The 19,003-nt window shown below is 69.2% G+C and carries 18 protein-coding genes; 6 read left to right on the top strand and 12 right to left on the bottom strand.

Annotated elements, in window-relative coordinates; all coding sequences use genetic code 11:
* Window positions 1-5: 5 nt before the first annotated feature.
* On the bottom strand, window positions 6-461 hold the full coding sequence (locus EL288_RS03755; RefSeq protein WP_003814663.1) for a MarR family winged helix-turn-helix transcriptional regulator: 456 nt from the start codon (window positions 459-461) through the stop codon (window positions 6-8).
* 90 nt (window positions 462-551) lie between these two features.
* On the opposite strand from EL288_RS03755, the gene EL288_RS03750 reads away from it, so the two are divergent.
* Window positions 552-1,820 (top strand): NAD(P)/FAD-dependent oxidoreductase, encoded by a 1,269-nt coding sequence (locus EL288_RS03750; RefSeq protein ID WP_003814665.1) that lies wholly within the window; start codon window positions 552-554, stop codon window positions 1,818-1,820.
* A 12-nt stretch (window positions 1,821-1,832) separates the two neighbouring features.
* On the opposite strand, the gene EL288_RS03745 is transcribed toward EL288_RS03750, so the two are convergent.
* A complete protein-coding gene (locus tag EL288_RS03745) occupies window positions 1,833-2,333 on the bottom strand; it encodes a YbaK/EbsC family protein (RefSeq protein WP_003814667.1) in 501 nt (166 codons plus the stop codon).
* Window positions 2,334-2,452: 119 nt separating this feature from the next.
* Here EL288_RS03745 and EL288_RS03740 point away from each other — a divergent pair, with 119 nt between their 5' ends.
* From EL288_RS03740 to EL288_RS03730, 3 genes are all read left to right on the top strand, one after another.
* Entirely contained in the window at window positions 2,453-3,259 is an 807-nt protein-coding gene (locus EL288_RS03740) for an alpha/beta fold hydrolase (RefSeq protein WP_003814668.1), read from the top strand.
* A gap of 222 nt (window positions 3,260-3,481) precedes the next feature.
* A complete protein-coding gene (locus tag EL288_RS03735; RefSeq protein ID WP_003814670.1) occupies window positions 3,482-4,480 on the top strand; it encodes a Bug family tripartite tricarboxylate transporter substrate binding protein in 999 nt (332 codons plus the stop codon).
* A gap of 100 nt (window positions 4,481-4,580) precedes the next feature.
* Complete coding sequence (locus EL288_RS03730) at window positions 4,581-6,215, top strand: AMP-binding protein (RefSeq protein ID WP_003814672.1); 1,635 nt, start codon at window positions 4,581-4,583, stop codon at window positions 6,213-6,215.
* 48 nt (window positions 6,216-6,263) lie between these two features.
* Here EL288_RS03730 and EL288_RS03725 read toward each other — a convergent pair whose 3' ends face one another.
* From EL288_RS03725 to EL288_RS03715, 3 genes are all read right to left on the bottom strand, one after another.
* The gene (locus EL288_RS03725; protein WP_003814674.1) at window positions 6,264-7,457 is read right to left on the bottom strand and encodes an acetyl-CoA C-acyltransferase; all 1,194 of its coding nucleotides are present in this window, start codon (window positions 7,455-7,457) and stop codon (window positions 6,264-6,266) included.
* Window positions 7,458-7,522: 65 nt separating this feature from the next.
* A complete protein-coding gene (locus tag EL288_RS03720) occupies window positions 7,523-8,551 on the bottom strand; it encodes an acyl-CoA dehydrogenase family protein (protein ID WP_003814676.1) in 1,029 nt (342 codons plus the stop codon).
* A 26-nt stretch (window positions 8,552-8,577) separates the two neighbouring features.
* A complete protein-coding gene (locus tag EL288_RS03715) occupies window positions 8,578-9,750 on the bottom strand; it encodes an acyl-CoA dehydrogenase family protein (protein WP_003814678.1) in 1,173 nt (390 codons plus the stop codon).
* 185 nt (window positions 9,751-9,935) lie between these two features.
* Here EL288_RS03715 and EL288_RS03710 point away from each other — a divergent pair, with 185 nt between their 5' ends.
* On the top strand, window positions 9,936-10,853 hold the full coding sequence (locus EL288_RS03710; protein WP_010929255.1) for a LysR family transcriptional regulator: 918 nt from the start codon (window positions 9,936-9,938) through the stop codon (window positions 10,851-10,853).
* A 10-nt stretch (window positions 10,854-10,863) separates the two neighbouring features.
* Here the strand turns inward: EL288_RS03710 and EL288_RS03705 are convergent, their stop codons facing one another.
* The 4 genes from EL288_RS03705 to EL288_RS03690 all read right to left on the bottom strand — a co-directional run bounded on the left by EL288_RS03705 (window position 10,864) and on the right by EL288_RS03690 (window position 14,863).
* Window positions 10,864-11,835, bottom strand: coding sequence for a Bug family tripartite tricarboxylate transporter substrate binding protein (locus EL288_RS03705; protein WP_126621893.1), 972 nt, complete (start codon window positions 11,833-11,835; stop codon window positions 10,864-10,866).
* A gap of 66 nt (window positions 11,836-11,901) precedes the next feature.
* Window positions 11,902-12,687, bottom strand: coding sequence for a crotonase/enoyl-CoA hydratase family protein (locus EL288_RS03700; RefSeq protein WP_003814689.1), 786 nt, complete (start codon window positions 12,685-12,687; stop codon window positions 11,902-11,904).
* A complete protein-coding gene (locus EL288_RS03695) occupies window positions 12,680-13,912 on the bottom strand; it encodes a CaiB/BaiF CoA transferase family protein (RefSeq protein WP_003814691.1) in 1,233 nt (410 codons plus the stop codon). Before EL288_RS03695 ends, EL288_RS03700 begins: the two co-directional genes overlap by 8 nt.
* A 195-nt stretch (window positions 13,913-14,107) precedes the next feature.
* Complete coding sequence (locus EL288_RS03690; RefSeq protein ID WP_003814694.1) at window positions 14,108-14,863, bottom strand: TerC family protein; 756 nt, start codon at window positions 14,861-14,863, stop codon at window positions 14,108-14,110.
* 110 nt (window positions 14,864-14,973) lie between these two features.
* On the opposite strand from EL288_RS03690, the gene EL288_RS03685 reads away from it, so the two are divergent.
* Window positions 14,974-15,492, top strand: coding sequence for an MgtC/SapB family protein (locus tag EL288_RS03685; RefSeq protein WP_003814697.1), 519 nt, complete (start codon window positions 14,974-14,976; stop codon window positions 15,490-15,492).
* On the opposite strand, the gene fusA is transcribed toward EL288_RS03685, so the two are convergent.
* The 3 genes from fusA to EL288_RS03670 form a co-directional block, all read right to left on the bottom strand.
* Window positions 15,489-17,612 (bottom strand): elongation factor G, encoded by a 2,124-nt coding sequence (fusA, locus tag EL288_RS03680; RefSeq protein WP_003814699.1) that lies wholly within the window; start codon window positions 17,610-17,612, stop codon window positions 15,489-15,491. The two genes, EL288_RS03685 and fusA, sit on opposite strands and share 4 nt — an antisense overlap.
* Window positions 17,613-18,022: 410 nt before the next feature.
* On the bottom strand, window positions 18,023-18,493 hold the full coding sequence (locus tag EL288_RS03675; RefSeq protein WP_003814701.1) for a universal stress protein: 471 nt from the start codon (window positions 18,491-18,493) through the stop codon (window positions 18,023-18,025).
* Window positions 18,494-18,581: 88 nt separating this feature from the next.
* Window positions 18,582-18,926 carry a TIGR01244 family sulfur transferase gene (locus EL288_RS03670; protein ID WP_003814702.1) on the bottom strand — a complete coding sequence of 115 codons (345 nt, stop codon included), beginning with the start codon at window positions 18,924-18,926 and terminating at the stop codon, window positions 18,582-18,584.
* Between the last annotated feature and the right edge of the window lie 77 nt (window positions 18,927-19,003).

Genomic DNA, 19,003 nt, shown 5'->3' with positions numbered 1-19,003 from the left:
GCGCCTCAGAGTTCGTCCATGATGGCCTGCGCCTGCTCGGCCAGCTTGTCGAGCGTGGCATTGAAGGCGGCCAGTTCGTCGGCGGACAGGGCGCGCTTCATGCGCTCGTCGCGCGCCAGACTGATGCGCAGACCCTGCCGGTACACTTCGATGCCGGCAGGCGTCAGCGAGGCCAGCACCTTGCGGCGGTCATGGACGCCGGGCACGCGGTTCACGTAGGCTTTGTCGGTGAGTTCCTGCAAGGCCCGGCTGACCTGGCTTTTGTCGTAGCGGCAGAAATCGGCGATCTCCTGCACCGAACCGACGCCGTCGTTGGCCAGGAAGAACATGACGCGCCATTGCCGCACCGACAGGCCGAGCTCGCGCCCCATCATGAGCTCGAGGCTGCGGTACAGCAGTTGACTGGTCGACAGGAAGCGAAAGGCAAGCAGGCGGGATGCCGCCTGGGTGGATTTGTCCATGCTGAACCCTGAGCGGAATGGAAATGGCGGGCGCCAGGCAGGCCCGAGTATACAGAACGCCTCGCGCCCGGCTGGCGCGCGGCGCGCATCATGGAGATGGGATCGATGAGCAAGGAAATCATCGTGCTGGGCGCGGGCATGGTGGGCGTGTGCGCGGCCCTGCACCTGCAGCGCCGCGGCCACCGCGTCACGCTGGTGGACCGGCGCGAACCGGGGCTGGAGACCTCGTACGGCAATGCCGGCATCATCCAGCGCGAGGCGGTCGAACCCTATGCCTTCCCGCGCGGCCTGGCCACCTTGCTGCGCGTGGCGCTGCGCCGCGGCTTCGACATCCGCTACCACTGGGGCGCCCTGCCCGCGCTGCTGCCGCGCCTGGCGGCCTACTACGCCGCCAGCGCGCCGCGCCGCTACCGGCCCATCGCCCTGGCGTACGGCCAGATCATCGCCCATTGCACGGACGAGCACCAGGCGCTGATCGATGCGTCGGGCTGCGGCGACCTGATCCGGCGCACCGGCTTTCGTTCGCTGTTTCGCGGCGCGGCCGGCTTCGGCGCGGCTACCCGCGAGGCGCGGCGCCTGGCCGACGAATGCGGCGTGGCGCTGAAGATCGAATCGGCGTCCGACCTCGAGCAGGCCGAACCGGCCTTGCGGCCCGGCGTGAGCGCCGGCGCCATCCATTGGCAGGAGCCCTGGAGCGTGGCCGACCCCGGCGCGCTGGTGGCCGCCTATGCCGAGCGCTTCCAGGCCGAAGGCGGGACGGTGCTGTGCGGCGATGCCGGCACGCTGCAGCGCACCGGCGCCGGCTGGTCCGTACAGGTCGACGAGCCGGCCGGGCCGGCCCGGCGCGAAGCCGGCCACGCCGTGGTGGCGCTCGGCCCCTGGTCGGATGGCCTGCTGCGGCGTTTCGGCTACCGGCTGCCCCTGTTCGTCAAGCGCGGCTACCACCGCCACTACCAATGCGCCGCCATGCCCAGCATGCCGGTGCAGGATGCCGATTGCGGCTTCGTGCTCAGCCCCATGCAGCGCGGCCTGCGCCTGGCCACCGGCGCCGAGCTGGCGCGCCAGGACGCGCCGCCCACGCCCGTGCAGCTGGCGCGCGCCGAAACGGCCGCGCGCGACCTGTACGCGCTGGGAGAACCGGCCGAGCCGGACTTCTGGATGGGCAGCCGCCCCTGCACGGTGGACATGCTGCCGGTGATCGGCGCGGCGCCGCGCCACCCCGGCCTGTGGTTCAACCTCGGCCACGGGCACCAGGGCTTTACGCTGGGGCCGGTCAGCGGCCGGCTGCTGGCCGAACTGGTGGACGGCGCGCCGACCGTGGTCGACGCCGCGCCCTATTCGCCCGCCCGCTTCGGTTGATGCAAGGCGCCGTTATGCGGCGCGTTGCGCCACATCGGCGACCGGCGCGCCGGTCATGTCCGCCAATTGGCGCGGCGTCAGGTTGAACACCGCGTGCGGATGGCCGGCCGCCGCCCACAGGCTGTCGTACCGGAACAGGTCTTCGTCGAGCAGCATCACCGGCCGCACGGCATGGCCGATGGGGCAGACGCCGCCGATGGCGTAACCCGTCATGGCGCGCACGAACTTGGCGTCGGCCTTGGCCAGCCCGCCCACCCGCGCGGCGACCTTGGCCTCGTCGACCCGGTTGACGCCGCTGGCGATGACCAGCACCGGGGCGTCGTCGGCCGCGCGCCGGAAGATGATGGACTTGGCGATCTGCGCCACTTCGCAGCCCAGCCCCGCGGCCGCCTCGGCCGAGGTCTTGCCGGTCTCGGGCAGCATGATCACCGGCCTGTCATGGCCCATCTCGCGCAGCAGCCGCGCCACGCGCAGCGCCGACTCGGGCAGGGAATTCGGTTGGTCTTCGGCCATGGGTAGCGGATCCTTCGGGAAGTCATCGGCAAGGCGATCGGCCACGAGTGTATCAGCCCGCCCGCGCCGTCCGGGCTAGAATCACGCCCTGCGGGCCGTCGCGGCGCGCCACACCTGCCATGCGCTCAGAACCCCAACTTTCCCTGCAGACCGCCGCCATCGACGGCTACCCCATCGCCTACGCCGAGGCCGGCCAGGGCGCGCCCATGGTGCTGATCCATGGCTCGCTGTGCGATTGCCGCTACTGGAAGCCGCAGCTCGGACCGCTGGGCCGATCCTTTCGCGTGCTGGCGCCGTCGCTGCGCCACTACTGGCCCGAAACCTGGGATGGCGCCGGCGACGATTTCTCGGTCGTCCGCCACGCGCAGGACATCGTCGAATTCATCGAAAACGTGTGCGGCGAGCCCGTGCACCTGGTGGGCCATTCGCGCGGCGGCCGCGTCGCGCTGGAGACGGCGCTGCGCCGCCCCGACCTGGCCCGCTCGCTGGTGCTGGCCGATCCGGGCCTGCCGCTGCCCGGCGGCGACGACTCGCGCGGCGGATTCCGCCAACGCGCGCTGGCGCTGATCCGCGACGGCGACACCGACGCGGGCCTGGCGCTGTTCATCGATACGGTGACCGGACCGGACACCTGGCGCCGCATGGTGCCCTGGTTCAAGGACATGGTGCGCGACAACGCCAATACCCTGCTGGGCCAGGCGCGCGAACAGCCAGGCGCGCTGACGCCGCAAACCCTGCGCACGCTGGCGCTGCCGACGCTGCTGATCGGCGGCGCGCTCAGCCCCGCCCCCTACCCCGAGGTGCTGGACCTGCTCGAAGGCACCTGGCCCCACGCCGAGCGCACGGCCATCGCCGGCTCGTCGCACGGCATGAACCTGGGCAATCCGCGCGCCTTCAACGGCGCGATCGAAGCCTTCCTCGCCTAGGCCGGCACCGCGCAGCCCCTTGCCGCGCGGGCTGCGCGCCCCCGATACGCCGACCGTATTGGCCGAGACAAATAAAGTATTTGTGGAGACCGCCGCACCCTACATAGCATTGCCAGCTGTTGCACCAGGACGCGGCATGCCGCGCGGAACGTTCCCGATCCGCGCCATGCCGCCGACAGAACAATCGACAACAGCCTCAGGCAATCAAGGGGGAGCAGCAACATGGCGATTCACAAGAAAACACGGCCGTATCTTGCCTCGGCCGTCGGGGCGATGCTGTGCGCATTCGCGGCACCGGTTTGCGCGCAAGCCACCTACCCCTCCCGGCCGGTCAGCATCGTGGTGCAGACGCCGCCCGGAGGACCGTTGGACGCCGCCATGCGCGTCGTCGCCAAGCAGCTGGAGCAGCGGTTCGGCAACAACGCCAGCGTCATCGTGGAGAACAAGCCGGGCGCCAATGGCCTGATCGCGACGAAGTTCGTCGCCCAGTCGGCGCCGGACGGCCATACCCTGCTGGGCGTCAGCGTCTCGCATGTGGCCAACCCCAGCATCCACCGGAACATGCCGTTCGATCCCCTGCAGGAGCTCAAGGGCATCGCGCACCTGGGCGTCGCGCGCAACGTTTTCGTCGCCAGCGCGGTAGCGCCGCCCAGGAGCATCGAGGAATTCGTCGCCTGGGCCAAAGAGAACCCGGACAAAGTGACGTTCGGCTCCGGCGGCGTGGGTTCGGGCGGGCACCTGATGGCCGAGCTGATCGCACAGTCGACCGGCATCCGCATGACGCACGTCGCCTACAAGGGCGGCACCGCCATGCTGCCCGACCTGGTCGCCGGACGGGTGCTGTTTAGCGTGGACACGCTCAAGAACATGGCCCCGGTCGTCGAGGCAGGGTCGGTCAGGATACTGGGCGTGACCAACGCGCAGCGCTGGCCCGACCTGGCCTCGGTGCCGACCTTCGTCGAGTCCGGCTATCCGCAAGTGGCGCTCAACTCGTGGATCGGCATCGTGGCGCCGGCCAAGACCCCGCCGGAAGTGATGGCGCGGCTGGAACGCGAGCTCGCCTCGATCGCCAGCCTGCCGGAGGTCAGGGAGCAGTTTTCGGGGTTCGGGCTCAGCATTCTTCCCGAGCCGCTGGTCGGCGAGCAATTCCAGGCCTTCATGGAATCGGAGAAAGCCATGTGGAAGAAGATCGCCGACGCGGCGGACATCAAGGTCGACTAGACGAGCCCATCACCCGGCCGGCGCCACGCCGACCGGGCAACCCCGGCGCGCGGCGCTCTCCGCACCGAATGTGCACGGCGGCAACGACATCAAGGCCCACATGGCAGACTTCACGCTGGACGATATCAAGCAACGCAGCATGGCGGAAATCACCGCGATGCAGGCGCGGCGGCATGGCGAAAAGGCCTTTCTTCATTTCCTGCCGCGCGACGAAAGGATCAGCTATGCCGGGTTCGACCGGCGCAGCAGCGCCGTCGGCCGGGGCCTGAAAGCCCATGGCGTGCAGGCCGGCGCGCATGTCGGGCTGATTCTCGACAATTGCCCGGAGATGATCCTGGCGGTATTCGCGCTGGCCAAGATCGGCGCGGTGTGGGTGCCGATCAATACCGCGGCCAAGGGAAAGCTGCTGGTCTATTACCTGGATTTCGCCGACATCACGACGCTGATCGTGCACGAGAAGTATCTGGCCCCGATCGCGGCGTGCCTGCACGAACTTCCCAGGCTGCAGCGGATCGTCGTCGTCGACGATGGATCCGGACATGCCGCGCAGCAGGCCCCCCGGGCCATCCGCTACGCCGCGCTGGAGCAGGATGGCCGCGAGGACCAGGCGTTCGACGCCGACCCCTGGCAGCTTGGCGCGCTGCTGTTCACGTCGGGCACGACGGGGCCGTCCAAGGCCGTCATGTGGCCGCAGGCGGGGGTGAATGTGTGGGCTGCGCAGAACGCCATGGCCCGCTGGGTCGCCCATGACGACGTGGAGTATGTCTGCCTGCCGCTGTTCCATGCCAACGCCTTGCTCAACAGTACCTGGACGGCGTTCGTGGCGGGCGCCACCGTGGCGTTGACGGACCGCTACTCGACCACGCGCTTCTGGAGCGAGATCCGCCAGTGCGGCGCCACCCGTTTCAACTCGCTGGGCGCGATCGTCAATTTCCTGTGGACCCAGCCGCCCACGCCGCAGGACCGCGACCACAAGGTCCGGCTGTGCTCGATGGCGCCCGTCCCGCCCTATGTGCACGAGTTCGAGGCCCGCTTCGGCGTCAAGGTTTTCACCGGCTACGGGCTCAGCGACTATTGCCTGGCGGCCTCCACCCGGCTGGACGATCCCGCCGAGAAGGCCTTCAGTTGCGGCAAGCCGCGCCCGGGCATCGACCTGCGCATCGTCGACGACAACGACATCGAACTGCCCGCCGGCCAGACCGGAGAGATCGCGTTGCGCAGCCACGAAACCTGGAGCACGGCCTCGGGCTACTACAAGATGCCCGAGGCGACGCTGCAGGCGCGGCGCAACTTCCTGTTCCACACGGGCGACCGGGGCTACCTGGACGCGGACGGCTATCTGTACTTCGTCGACCGCAAGAAGGACTCCATACGGCGGCGCGGCGAGAATATTTCCTCGCAGGAAGTCGAGGCCGTCCTCACGTCGCATCCCGAAGTCGTCAATGCCGCGGTCTACCCCGTACGCGGCGATCTGCCCGAGGATGAAGTTGGCGCCTCGGTGCTGCTGCGCCCGGGCAGCGCGCTGAGCTACCAGGACCTGACCCGGTATTGCGTGGAAAACATGAGCTACTACATGGTGCCGCGCTTCCTGGAATTCGTCGATGCGTTGCCGCTGACCGAATCCGGCAAGATCGAGAAGTTCAAGCTCAAGCAGCGCGCCGAGCAGCGGCCATCTCCGCTGTGGGACCGCGAGGCGGCGGGTATCGTCGTCTCGCGCGCAAGCGCCAGGGCGTAGCGCGCCGCGCCCGCCGCCCGGCAAGCGGGCCGGCGGGCGGCCGCGGCCTCAGGCGCGCTCGACGGCGATCGCCGTCGCTTCGCCGCCGCCCAGGCACAGGCAGGCCACGCCGCGACGCAGGCCGCGCCGCCGCAGCGCGTGCATCAGCGTGACGATCAGGCGCGCGCCCGTGGCGCCGACCGGATGCCCCAAGGCGCAGGCGCCGCCGTTGACATTGACCCGTTCGGCCGGCAGGCCCAGTTCGCGCAAGGCGATCATCGTCACGACCGCGAAAGCCTCGTTGATCTCGAACAGGTCGACCGAGTCGCGGTCCCAGCCCACCCGCTCGAACAGCCGCGCGATGGCGCGCACGGGCGCGGCCGGAAACTGGCCCGGTGGCAGCGCCGCGGTGGCATGGCCGACGATGCGCGCCTGGGGAGCCAGCCCCAGGCGCTCGGCGTGCGCCTGCCGCGTCAGCACCAGGGCGGCCGCGCCGTCGGAGATCGAAGAGGCGTTGCCGGCAGTCACCGTGCCGTCGGCATTGAAGACCGGCTTGAGGCTGGCCAGCCGCGACACGTCGCACAGGCCGGGCGTCTCGTCGACAGCGACCATGGCGGCCGGCGCGCCACGGCGCGCCAGGCCGGCTATGGGCGCGATTTCCTCGGCGAATTCGCCTTCGGCGACGCTGCGTTGCGCCCGCAGGACGCTCTCGTGCGCATACGCGTCCTGCTGTTCGCGGGAGAAGCCGTATTCGCGCGCGGCCAGGTCGGCGTAATGCCCCATCAGCCGGCCTTCGTAGGCATCCTGCAGGCCGTCGCGGTACATGTGGTCGAGCAACTGGCCGTCACCGAGCCGATATCCCTGGCGCGCCTTGGGGATCAGATGCGGCGCATTGCTCATCGACTCCATGCCGCCGGCCAGCACCACATCGGCCGATCCGGCGCGCAGCATGTCATGCGCCAGCATGGCGGCCTTCATGCCCGAGCCGCACATCTTGCTCAGGGTGGTGGCCTGCACGTCGGTAGGCAGCCCTGCGCCGAGCACGGCCTGGCGGGCCGGCGCCTGCCCCAGCCCGGCGAACAGGCAGCATCCCATCAGCGCCTCCTGCGCCGCGTCGGGCTGCAGGCCCGCCTGCCGCACCGCGGCGGCCAGCGCATGGGCGCCCAGTTGCGGCGCGCTGTAGTGCGCCAGCGCGCCCTGGAACGCGCCGATGGGTGTGCGCCGCGCCGCGACGATGACTACGGGATCTGGATGGACGGACATGATGGACCTCGGAAAGGAGACAAGGGGAAAAATCGCTGCGCCGGCGGCGCGGCGTGCGGACGACGCTAGGCGTGGGCGGCGGACACCATCCCGCGCACCACGTCCAGCAGCGTCCGCTCGCCATCGGCCAGCACGCGCCGGCCAAGCAGCTCGGCGCAATCGTCTTCGCTCATCCCGGTGGCGCGCCACTCGTGCAGCCGCGCCGTGTACAGGCCGAGCGGCAATTCCTCGGTGATACCGATGGCGCCATGCACCGCATGCGCCAGCGCGCAGACAACGGGCACGGCCTCGCAGGCCCTGAGCCGGGCACAGGCGGCAAGCGCGGGATCGGGAAACAGCGCGCCGCTGGCGCATGCCAGCCGCGCGGCCATGGCCACGGCCGCCACTTGCTCGGCCAGCATGCTGATGTCCTGCTGGACCGCCTGAAACCGCCCCAGGGCCCGGCCGAACTGCTGCCGCTCCTGCACATAGGCCACGCAGCGATCCAGCACCGCCTGCATGGCCCCTGCCATGCCCGCGGCGTCGGCCGCGTTGCGCCAGGCCTGCACGGCGCCGGCGGGCGCCCCGGCGCGGCCGGCTTGCGCCGGCGTCCCGCGCCAGGCCGGCGCGCCGCTGGCGCGCGGCCGGAACAAGCCGGGCTGGACCGCGTCCGGCGCCGGCCACAGCGCCAGGCAACCATCGTGCTCGACCGCCACGGCCTGCGCCAGCGCCACGCCCGCGATGGGCGCGCAGCGCCAGCCGGCGCCATGGGGCAGCGCCACGCCCAGGGCGATCGGCCCGTCCGGCACGGCCTGCCCGGCGGCGCGCAGCAAGGCGCGCGCCAGCAAGGTGTCGGCAAACGGAAACGGCAAGGCCATGGCCCCGGCGGCCCGCAGCAAGCCTTCGGCATCGGCAAGCGACAGGCCGGCGCCGCCGTGTTCGGCGGGCGACAAGGCGTCGCCATAGCCCAGGGCGTCCACCTCGTTCCAGGCGCGCGCGGCGCCGGCGCGCGGATCGGCCGCGGCTTCGAGCTCGCGCACCCGCTCCAGCGGACACAGGCCGGCCAGCGCCCGGGCAAACGTTTCGTATAGATCCTGCTGCATGGTGGACACCATGTACTCCCCCTCGATGTAGGTCCGCCTCAGCGCAGCCCGAGCTCGCGCGCGATGATGCCGCGCAGGATATGGCGCGTTCCGCCGCGCAAGGAAAATGTCGGATTGATCAGCGTCAGGTAGGCCAGCGTACGCATCAGCACATCGTCGGGCGCCGGCTGCGGACTGGCGTGCAGCGCCTGCCCTATCAGCTCGGGAACCGCCTGCTCGAACTCGGTGCCCAGGTCTTTCACCAATACGGCGGCGAGACTGGCGTCGGCGCCCTGCTCCAGCCGCTGCGATACCGCCAGCGACATCGAGCGCAGCACCGCGAGCCGCGCGGCCAGGCGGCCCGCCAGGCAGACCTGCGCCCGCTGGGGCGCGGCGTCGCGACGCAGATGGGCCAGCCAGCCATCGAGCAGGACCATGCTGGAGTAGATGCGCTCCGGACCGCTGCGTTCGAGCGCCAGTTCGGCCATCACCTGCCGCCAGCCGCTGCCTTCCTCGCCCACCAGCGCATCGTGCGGCAGCAGCACGTTGTCGAACAGCACCTCGCAGAAATGCGCATCGCCGGCGATGTCGCGGATGGGCCGGATCTCGATGCCCGGCAGCGCAAGGTCGAAGATCATCTGCGACAGCCCGCGGTGGCGATCTTCCGGCGCGCCGGAGGTGCGCACCAGCGCGCACATGTAGTGCGAACGGTGGGCGTTCGTCGTCCAGATCTTGCGTCCGTTCAGCAACCAGCCGTCGGCGACGGGCGTGGCGCGCGTGCGCACGCTGGCCAGGTCCGACCCGGTGTCGGGTTCGCTCATGCCGATGGCGAAGAAGGCCTCGCCGCGGATGATCCTGGGCAGGTAGAACGCGCGCTGCGCCGGCGAACCGAAGCGCAGGATCAATGGCGCGGTCTGGCGATCGGCGATCCAGTGCGCCGACACCGGCGCGCCGGCGGCCAGCAGTTCTTCGCTGAGCACGAAGCGCGCGAAATTACTGCGGCCCGCGCCGCCGTACTCGACGGGCAGCGTCAGGCCCAGCCAGCCCTGCCGCGCCAGCGCGCGGCTGAATTCGGCGTCATGCCCCATCCAGGAGCGCGCCCGCCGATCCGCCGGCATTTCCCGCAGCGCCTCGTCCAGGAAGGCGCGCACGGCCGGACGCAGGGCCTCGTCGTGCGCGGGAATGGCGGCAAGCTGCAGCGCCTCGATGATCGTGCCCAAGATGGCTCCCATACGTGCGGCGGCACGGCACCGCGCACGCGCGCCGGTTCTTGAAGATGCCGTGAAACCCATGGCCCGCGCGGCTGCGCGGGCATCACGACAATCTACACGCAGCCCATATCACGGTCTAATATTAGATGTGGACCGGGCAATACATCGTGCATATCGCCAGCCCGGCGCATCACTGGAGGCGCGCCGTGGAGCTACGCCAGCTCAAGCAATTGTTGGTCCTGTCCGAAACGCTCAATTTCCATCGGGCGGCCGAGCGGCTTCATATGGCGCAACCGCCCCTTTCCACCGCGATCAAGAAACTGGAACAGGAACTGGGCGTACAGCTGTTCGAGCGGCTGCCCGCGGGCCTGCAACCCACGCCGGCGGCCGAGGTGGTATTGCGCTATGCGCGCGCCACGCTGTTCTACGCCGATGAAATCCAGCGCGCTGCCCAGGAAGGCGCCAGCGGCAAGCAGGGCATGCTCAAGGTGGGCTTTGTCGGCTCGTCGATCTACTCGCTGATGCCGCAGCTGCTGTCGGCGTTCCGCAAGGACTACCCGCGCGTGGACCTGGTCATTGAGGAGTCCACCACGGTGGACCTGCTGCGCCGCCTGGATGCGCACACCCTGGACGTCGCGTTGGTGCGCTTTCCGGTGCTGGAACCGTCGACGGCCCGCATCACGCTGCTGCAGGCCGATCATCTGATGCTGGCGGTGCCGGCCGGCAGCCGCTACGCGCAGCGCGACGACGTCGCGCTCGACGAGCTGGCGGACGAACCGTTCATCGGCTATTCGCGCACGCACGTGCCGGGCATGCACGCGTTGATCATGTACGCGTTCCAACAGTATGGCGTGGTGCCTCACATCGCGCAGGAGGCGATCCAGGTGCAGACCATCCTGAGCCTGGTGGAAAGCGGGCTGGGCCTGGCCATCGTGCCCAAGGTGGCATGCCGGCAGGCCGGCAGCGGCGTGCGGCTGGTCAATGTGCCGCAACTGGCCGAAACCATCAAGGTCGGCATCGCCCTGGCCGTGCATCCCGACAACGCCACGCCGACCACCGCCAACTTCGTCGACATGGCGTGCCGCCTGATGCAGACCGAGCCGGCCGCCGGCCAGGCGCGCTGAGCCCCGATCGCTATTCCTGCTGGATATTGGCCAGTTTGGCGATGCGCCGCATGGACGCCAGCTCGTCGCGCTGGAACGCCGCCAGGGTATTGGGGCCGCCGACGAAGGGCTCGCCGCCCAATTGCTCCATGAACGCCTTGCCTTCCTGGCTGCGCACCAGCGCCTGGACGGCGTCGGACACGCGCGCGACGATGGCCGGATCGACCTTCGCGGGAAAGAAGGCGGCGGTCCAGGCATAGGCTTCGAACCCCTTGTTGCCGCTTTCCTGCATGGTGGGAACGTCGGGCAGGTCCTTGATGCGCCGTGTGCTGGTCACCGCCAGCGGCCGCAATTTGCCGCCGCGGATCAACGGCAAGGCGGCGCTGACGTCGGCCACGCTGTATTGCACGACGCCCCCGGCCACGTCGGCCAGCGCGGCCGACGTACCCTTGTACGGCACGTGGGTGGCCTTGATTCCGTTCTGCTCGTGAAACAGCTCCAGCACGACCTGGTAGGTCGCGGTGCCGCTGGCAAAGTTCAGCTGGCCGGGCGCCGCCCGCGCGGCGGCCACCAGATCGGCAACGCTGCGGTAGGGCGAATTGGCCGGCACGACCAGGGCCATCGGAAAGCGCGCGATCGGCGCGACCGGGGCAAAGTCCTTGACCGCGTCGTAGGGCAGGTTCTTGAAGACGGCCGCGTTGGTCGTCATGGGCGAATTGCTGGCGACGAACAGGGTGTAGCCATCGGGCGGCGCGGTAGCCACGGCCTGGGCGGCAATGAAGCTGTTGCCGCCGGGCCGGTTTTCCACCACGAAAGGCTGCTTGAAACGCTCCGCCAGATGCTTGGACAGGAACCGCGCGGTCGTGTCCGCGCCGCTGCCCGGCGGCAGGGACACGATGATCTTCACCGGATGCGCGGGATAGTCGGACGCCGCGCGGGCGCTGCCACCCTGCGCCAACGCCGCGACGGACAATAGCGCAAGGGCCAGGGTCCTGGAATGCATGGTCGTCTCCGTTCTGTTGGTGCTTGTCGGATGCCGCGGCGGCCGCAAGGCCGGCGCGCAGCCGCGTCAGCCTCGCTTGCGGCTCAGATGGGCGTCGAGCGCGCCGGCATGCTCCTGGGTGTGATGCGCCAGCGCCTGGAAGCCCGCCGACAGCTCCAGCAAGGTATCCAGCCGCGTATGCTGGCCCTCGCGCAACAGCCGCTTGGTCAGGCGCAGCGCATGGCCGGAATGCTGGGCAATCTCCTGGGCCAGCGCCAGCGCCGCCGGCAGCAGCGCGTCGGCGTCGAACACCTCCGAGACCAACCCCAGTTCGCGGGCGCGCGCGGCGTCGATGCTGCGGCCCGTGAACGCCAGCTCGCAAGCGCGCGACATGCCGACGATGCGCGGCAACAGCCAGGCGCCGCCGTCGCCCGGCGTCAGGCCCAGCTTGACGAAACTCTCGGCAAAGCTGGCTTGGCGGGCGGCCAGCCGGATATCGCACATGCAGGCCAGGTCGCAGCCGGCGCCGATGGCCGGCCCATTGACCGCGGCAATGGTCGGGACCTCCAGGTTGTACAGCGCCAGCGGGATACGCTGGATGCCGCTGCGATAGGCCTGGCGGCTGTGCACCGGCTCGCCCAGCCCGGCGCCCACCGTATCGGACAGCGTCTTGAGATTGCCGCCGGACGAGAACACGCCATGCGAGCCTGTCAGCACCACGGCCCGCACCGACAGGTCGGCGCCGATCCGCGCGCAGGCCTGGACCAGCGCCTCGACCGCGTCGGCATCGGACAGGGCGTTGCGGGTGCGTTCGCGGTCCATGGTCAACAGCAGCACGCCGCCGTGCCGTTCGTGGCGCAGGAAATCAGTCATGATCGGTTCCCTCCGGAAGCTGGCGGGCCGCGGCGATGGCCGCCCCGTTCCGCACCAGCGCGGCAATGGCCTCGTCGTCGTATCCCGCTTCTTTCAGCACGTCGACGCTGTGTTCGCCCAGGCGCGGCGCATGGCCGCGCGGCTGGGGCGGCGTGCCGGACCACCGCGACGGCACCGCCATCATGCGCACCGCGCCTTCGCTGGGATGGTCCACCATGCCGAAGAAACCGATGGCCTCCAGATGCGGGTCGCGCAGCAGCGAGGCCATGGTGTGCACGGGCATGGCCGGGATATCTGCGGCCTCGAACGCGGCCAGCCACTCCTCGGTGGTGCGGCTGGCGATGGCGTCCGACACCAGGCGATAAATGGCGTGGATGTGCTGGGTGCGGGTGCCGATGTCGCGAAACCGCGGGTCGGCCGCGTCGCGGCCAGGCTGGCCGATGAGCTCGAAGAACGCCTTCCAGTGCTTGTCCGCATAGAGCAGGACGCAGATGTGGCCGTTTCGGGTGGCGTAGGGCCGCCGGTCGGCGTTCAGGATGCGTGGATAGCCGGGCGGCCCCAGGGGCGGCTCGAAGGTCTGGCCCATCATGTGGTCGCCCAGGATAAGGTGCGCCATGGTCTCGAACATGGGCACGTCGATGGCCTGCCCCTGGCCCGTGCGGGCGCGGTGGTACAGGCCGGCGGTGACGGCGTTGGCGGCGCTGATGCCGACGATGCGGTCGACCATGGCGCTGGGCGCGTAGCGCGGTATGTCGCTGCCCGCCTCGACCGACAGCGACGGAATCCCCACGGCCCCCTGGATCAGGTCGTCATAGGCCGCCCGGGCGGCGTAGGGGCCGCGCTGGTCGTAGCCGTACATGCCGACATACAGGATCGACGGATTGGCCTGCGCCACTTCGGCGTACGACAGCCCCAACCGCGCCATCGCCTGGGGACGCACGTTGTAGACCAGCACGTCGCAGGTGGCGGCCACCTTGAGCAGCGCCTCCCGGCCGGCGGGGTTTTTCAGGTCCAGGGCAATGCTGCGCTTGCTGCGGTTGGCGTGCAGGAAGATGCCGCCCATGTCCGCGTGGCGGCCGGGCCCGATACCGCGCACATTGTCGCCGGCGGGCGGTTCGACCTTGATGACGTCGGCGCCCAGGTCGCCCAGTATCTGCGTCGCGTACGGCCCCATCAACACGGTCGTGACGTCGAGGATGCGTACGCCCTCCAAGGGGCCGCTCATGCGCCGCCTCCGCCATGCCCCGCTCCGGCGCGCGCGGGGCGCCCGGCCATGCGCTTTCCTGTATTGCCTTCTTGCATCACGACTCCTGCCCAGGATGTTCTTTGCGAACATCCTAGGCAAGAAGGGCGCGCCGCGGAAATACTATATTTGGGTCGGCCGATACATCGCAGGTATTGCCGCCGCGCGGCCGCGGCGTCATCCGCCGGCGGCCCCCGCGCCACGCCCTTCGCGGGCGCGGCGCGCCATCATGTTCAGCCCCTCGACCAGGGCCGAGAACGCCATCGCGGCGTAGATATAGCCCTTGGGCACATGCGCGCCGAACCCTTCGGCAATCAGCGTCATGCCTATCATCATCAGGAAGGCCAGCGCCAGCATGACCACGGTCGGATTGCGTTCGATGAAGCGCGCCAGCGGCTCGGCCGCCAGCAGCATGACGGCTACCGCGACGATCACCGCCACGAACATGATGGGAATGTGCTCGGTCATGCCCACGGCGGTGATGATGCTGTCGATCGAGAACACCAGATCCAGCATCAGGATCTGCGCCACCGCCGCGGCAAAGCCGAGCGTGGCGGCCTTGCCGCCGAACATGTCGTCGCCCGGGTTGGGATCGACATGGTGGTGGATTTCCTTGGTGGCCTTCCACACCAGGAACAGGCCGCCGGCCACCAGGATGACGTCGCGCCACGAAAACCCGTGGCCGAACAGTTCGAACACCGGCTGCGTCAGCTGCACGATGAACGCCACCGTGCCCAGCAGCGCCAGCCGCAGGATCAGCGCCATGCCGATCCCGATGCGCCGCGCCTTGGTCTGGTGCTGGGGCGGCAGCTTGTTGGTGAGTATGGAGATGAATATGAGGTTGTCGATGCCCAGCACGACTTCCATGGCGATGAGGGTAGCCAGGGCTGCCCAGGCGGCGGGTTGCTGGGCCAGCGAAACAAGATAGTCCATCGGCGTCTCCAACGCAGGCGGGTTTGCCGATCATAACGACCCCCGGCCGCCGTGCACAGCGCCGCGTGGCCCTGCTATGCTGGAATTCCCTTTTCCGGGAGCACGCAGCCATGGACACTGTCTGGATGGAAATCTGGACCACCGTGCGCAACGAATTCGCCGACATTCCGGATGTCGCCGAGGCCACCCGCATCGTACTGCGCCTGGGCATGGCGGTGGCGCTGGGCGGGCTGCTGGGCTACGAGCGGGAGCGCAGCGGCAAGGCGGCCGGGCTGCGCACCCACATGCTGGTGGCCCTGGGCGCGGCGCTGTTCGTCCTGGTGCCGCTGCAAGGCGGCATGGAGGTCGGCGACCTCAGCCGCGTGCTGCAGGGCGTGATCGCCGGCATCGGCTTCCTGGGCGCGGGCGCCATCATCAAGCTGGGCAACGAGGGCGAGATCCGCGGCCTGACCACCTCGGCCGGCATCTGGCTGACCGCGGCAATCGGCGTGGCCGCCGGCATGGGGCGCGAGGCCACCGCGCTGGCCAGCACGCTGATCGCCCTGTTCGTCCTGGCGGCGCTGCGCCGCCTGGAAAAGCGCATCGCGGCCCGCGACGACAAGCGGGTCGTCGCGCAGCCGCCGCCCTAGCCCCGCGCCGCCGCCCCCGAACCGCGGGCAGCGATGATCTGCTCGGCCACCTGGCGCGGCGCCTCGGCGTAATGCTTGAACTCCATGCTGTAGGTGGCGCGCCCCTGCGTCAGCGAACGCAGCGACGTGGAGTAGCCGAACATCTCGGCCAGGGGCACCTCGGCGCGCACCAGCTTGCCGCCTCCGCCGGCGATGTCCTCCATGCCCTGCACCATGCCGCGCCGCGACGACAGGTCGCCCATCACGTTGCCCGTGAAATCCTCCGGCGTCTCGACCTCCACGTGCATCATGGGTTCGAGCAGCACCGGCTTGGCGCGCCGCATGCCCTCCTTGAAGGCCATCGACGCCGCCATGCGGAACGCATTCTCGTTCGAGTCCACGTCGTGGTACGAGCCGAACACCAGCGTGACCTTGACGTCGACCACCGGATAGCCCGCCAGCACGCCGGTGTTCAGCGTCTCGCGCACCCCGCGGTCGACCGCGGGGATGAACTCGCGCGGCACCACGCCGCCCTTGATGGCGTCGACGAACTCGTAGCCCTTGCCCTGCTCCTGCGGCTCCAGCTTGAGCACCACATGACCGTACTGGCCGCGCCCGCCCGACTGCTTGACGAACTTGCCCTCGACGTCGGTGACGGTGGACCGGATGGTCTCGCGGTAGGCGACCTGGGGCTTGCCCACGTTGGCCTCGACCCCGAACTCGCGCTTCATGCGATCGACCAGGATTTCCAGGTGCAGCTCGCCCATGCCCGAAATAATGGTCTGGCCGGACTCCTCGTCGGTCCGCACCCGGAACGACGGATCCTCCTGCGCCAGCCGGTTGAGCGCAATGCCCATTTTTTCCTGGTCGGCCTTGGTGCGGGGCTCGACGGCCTGCGAAATCACCGGTTCGGGGAAGGTCATGCGCTCGAGGATGATGACGTGCGCCGGGTCGGTCAGCGTGTCGCCGGTGGTGATTTCCTTGATGCCGACCGCGGCGGCGATGTCGCCGGCGTAGACCTCGCTGATTTCGCGCCGTTCGTTGGCGTGCATCTGCAGGATGCGGCCCAGCCGCTCTTTCTTGCTCTTGAGCGGGTTGAGCACCGAATCGCCCGACTTGACCACGCCCGAGTAGACCCGGAAGAAAACCAGCTGGCCCACGAAGGGGTCGGTCATGATCTTGAACGCCAGCGCCGAGAACGGCTCGTCGTCGGCGGGATGGCGCTCGATCTCGCGGTCGCGCTCGTCGTGGCCGATGATGGCCGGCACGTCCGCCGGCGAGGGCAGGTAGTCGATGACCGCGTCCAGCATGGCCTGCACGCCCTTGTTCTTGAATGCGCTGCCGCACAGCATGGGCACGATCTCGTTGGCGACGGTGCGGGCGCGCAGGCCGCTCTTGATTTCGTCCTCGCTCAGCGGCTGGCCCGACAGGTATTTTTCGAGCAGGGCTTCGTTGGCCTCGGCCGCCTTTTCGATCATTTTCTCGCGCCACTGCTCGGCCTGCGCCTGGAGCTCGGGCGGAATGTCGCGGTATTCGAAACGCACGCCCTGGCTGGCGTCGTCCCAGATGATGGCCTTCATCTTGACCAGGTCCACCACTCCCTCGAAATGGTCCTCGGCGCCGACCGGGATCTGTATCGGCACGGCGTCGCCCTTGAGGCGCTCGACGATCTGGCGCTGCACGCGGAAGAAGTCGGCCCCGACACGGTCCATCTTGTTGACGAAGGCGATGCGCGGCACGCCATACTTGTTGGCCTGGCGCCAGACCGTCTCGGACTGCGGCTGCACGCCGCCCACCGAGTCGTAGACCATGCAGGCGCCGTCGAGCACCCGCATCGAGCGCTCGACCTCGATGGTGAAGTCCACGTGCCCCGGGGTGTCGATGATGTTGATGCGGTGTTCGGGATAATTGCCGGCCATGCCGCGCCAGAACGCCGTGGTGGCGGCCGACGTGATGGTGATGCCGCGCTCCTGCTCCTGCTCCATCCAGTCCATGGTCGCCGCGCCTTCGTGCACCTCGCCCAGCTTGTGGGTGATGCCGGTGTAGAAAAGGATGCGCTCGGTGGTGGTGGTCTTGCCCGCGTCGATATGGGCGCTGATGCCGATGTTGCGGTAGCGTTCGATGCTCGTCCTGCGAGTCATGATGGCCTCTTGATGGCAAGGGATCGTGGTTTTTCCACGCGTCGCGGAGGTCGTCCGCGCCGCCTTGCGCACCTGCGCTGCAATCGGCTGTGGCTGGATCTGGCGCCGATGCGCTATTGCAGACAATACTACGACTGGCGCCGCCCATGGCAGATATCCCTGGCGTCGCCGGGGTGGCTTGCCGCAAGGCGCGGGACATCTCCCGCGCCTGTCCCGTCCTGTCGCCGGAGGTGCCTGTCCCCGCCGGGACAGGCACCCGGGCCCAGGAAAACCCCCACGCTGCGCCCGCTGTGCGGGCGTGCCTGTCCCCGCCGGGACAGGCACACTGTCGTACGCCATCGACGACAGGCCGAAAAAAAGCCCCGCGGCCTGCGGCCGGCGGGGCGTGTACGGCGCCGGGACTGCCGGCGCTATTTCTTGTCCTTGTCTTCCTTGACCCGGTACACCAGCACGGCCGTGTGGGCCAGCGACAGCACCTTGGCGGTCACGCTGCCCAGCAGCAGGCGCGACAGGCCGCTGCGGCCGTGGCTGCCGATGAAGATCAGGTCGCAGCCGGCCTCGCCGGCGGCCTGGACGATGCCGTCGGCCACGTTGAAATTGGACACCGCGCGCGACTCGGCCTTGACCCCGGCGGTTTCGGCCCGGTCGAGGATCAGCTTGAGGTATTTCTCAGCCTGTTCGGCCGAGGCCTTTTCGTAGTCTTCGTCGGTAATGGCGTAGGCGGCGGCCATGCCATCGAACCCGATGGTGGCGGCAAACGGCTGCGTGACATGCAGCGCGACGACTTCGGCGCCGGTGGAGCGGGCAAAGCAGATGCCCGCATTGGCTGCTTGCGCGGACAGCGGGGAACCGTCCGTGGGAATCAGGATCTTCTTGAACATGCTGCCTGCTCCTGTCTGGTAAGAGACTCCATGCTAACGGAAAACCACCCGCCGACGCACCCCGGGGGAGACCCGCCCTTGACCCGCGTCAACCCAGTTGCTGGGCGGCCGCGAACAGGTTGGTGCAACGGGTGCCGGTACGGCAGTAGGCGAGCACAGGGCCCGGCATCGTGCGCAACAGCTCGGCGAAGCGCGCGACGTCGGCGGCGGTCATCGCGCTGCCGACCACCGGCTGGTACTCGACCTGCAAACCCAGCGCCTGGGCGGCCTGCGACACATCGGCGGCGGTCGGCTGGTCGGGGCCGCCTTCGAAATCGGGCCGGTTGATGATGACGCTCTTGTAACCCGCGGCGGCCACATCGGCCATGTCGGTCGGCCCCAGCTGGGGCGCGACGGCGAAATTCTCGGTAAGGGGCTTGATAGCGGCGGACATGGTTGCAACCTCGAATGGTGAAACGCCGGACAGGCGGGATCTGTGGAAAGTATATTCAGTTCTGCGGATCGGCGTAT

The organism is Bordetella bronchiseptica (assembly GCF_900636925.1).
Lineage (GTDB): Bacteria > Pseudomonadota > Gammaproteobacteria > Burkholderiales > Burkholderiaceae_B > Bordetella > Bordetella pertussis.
Note: the sequence above shows the minus strand (reverse complement) of the source record. Positions and strands in the feature narration are given on the sequence as shown.

Bases quoted from the DNA above. Each gene is read 5' to 3' on its own strand.
- EL288_RS03685 (WP_003814697.1), top strand. From the start codon at position 14,974: ATGGACACTGTCTGGATGGAAATCTGGACCACCGTGCGCAACGAATTC.
- EL288_RS03700 (WP_003814689.1), bottom strand. From the start codon at position 12,687: ATGACTGATTTCCTGCGCCACGAACGGCACGGCGGCGTGCTGCTGTTG.
- EL288_RS03735 (WP_003814670.1), top strand. From the start codon at position 3,482: ATGGCGATTCACAAGAAAACACGGCCGTATCTTGCCTCGGCCGTCGGG.
- EL288_RS03755 (WP_003814663.1), bottom strand. From the start codon at position 461: ATGGACAAATCCACCCAGGCGGCATCCCGCCTGCTTGCCTTTCGCTTC.
- EL288_RS03690 (WP_003814694.1), bottom strand. From the start codon at position 14,863: ATGGACTATCTTGTTTCGCTGGCCCAGCAACCCGCCGCCTGGGCAGCC.
- EL288_RS03750 (WP_003814665.1), top strand. From the start codon at position 552: ATGGAGATGGGATCGATGAGCAAGGAAATCATCGTGCTGGGCGCGGGC.
- EL288_RS03745 (WP_003814667.1), bottom strand. From the start codon at position 2,333: ATGGCCGAAGACCAACCGAATTCCCTGCCCGAGTCGGCGCTGCGCGTG.
- EL288_RS03670 (WP_003814702.1), bottom strand. From the start codon at position 18,926: ATGTCCGCCGCTATCAAGCCCCTTACCGAGAATTTCGCCGTCGCGCCC.
- EL288_RS03675 (WP_003814701.1), bottom strand. From the start codon at position 18,493: ATGTTCAAGAAGATCCTGATTCCCACGGACGGTTCCCCGCTGTCCGCG.
- EL288_RS03725 (WP_003814674.1), bottom strand. From the start codon at position 7,457: ATGTCCGTCCATCCAGATCCCGTAGTCATCGTCGCGGCGCGGCGCACA.
- EL288_RS03715 (WP_003814678.1), bottom strand. From the start codon at position 9,750: ATGGGAGCCATCTTGGGCACGATCATCGAGGCGCTGCAGCTTGCCGCC.
- EL288_RS03740 (WP_003814668.1), top strand. From the start codon at position 2,453: ATGCGCTCAGAACCCCAACTTTCCCTGCAGACCGCCGCCATCGACGGC.
- fusA (WP_003814699.1), bottom strand. From the start codon at position 17,612: ATGACTCGCAGGACGAGCATCGAACGCTACCGCAACATCGGCATCAGC.
- EL288_RS03720 (WP_003814676.1), bottom strand. From the start codon at position 8,551: ATGGTGTCCACCATGCAGCAGGATCTATACGAAACGTTTGCCCGGGCG.
- EL288_RS03695 (WP_003814691.1), bottom strand. From the start codon at position 13,912: ATGAGCGGCCCCTTGGAGGGCGTACGCATCCTCGACGTCACGACCGTG.
- EL288_RS03705 (WP_126621893.1), bottom strand. From the start codon at position 11,835: ATGCATTCCAGGACCCTGGCCCTTGCGCTATTGTCCGTCGCGGCGTTG.
- EL288_RS03730 (WP_003814672.1), top strand. From the start codon at position 4,581: ATGGCAGACTTCACGCTGGACGATATCAAGCAACGCAGCATGGCGGAA.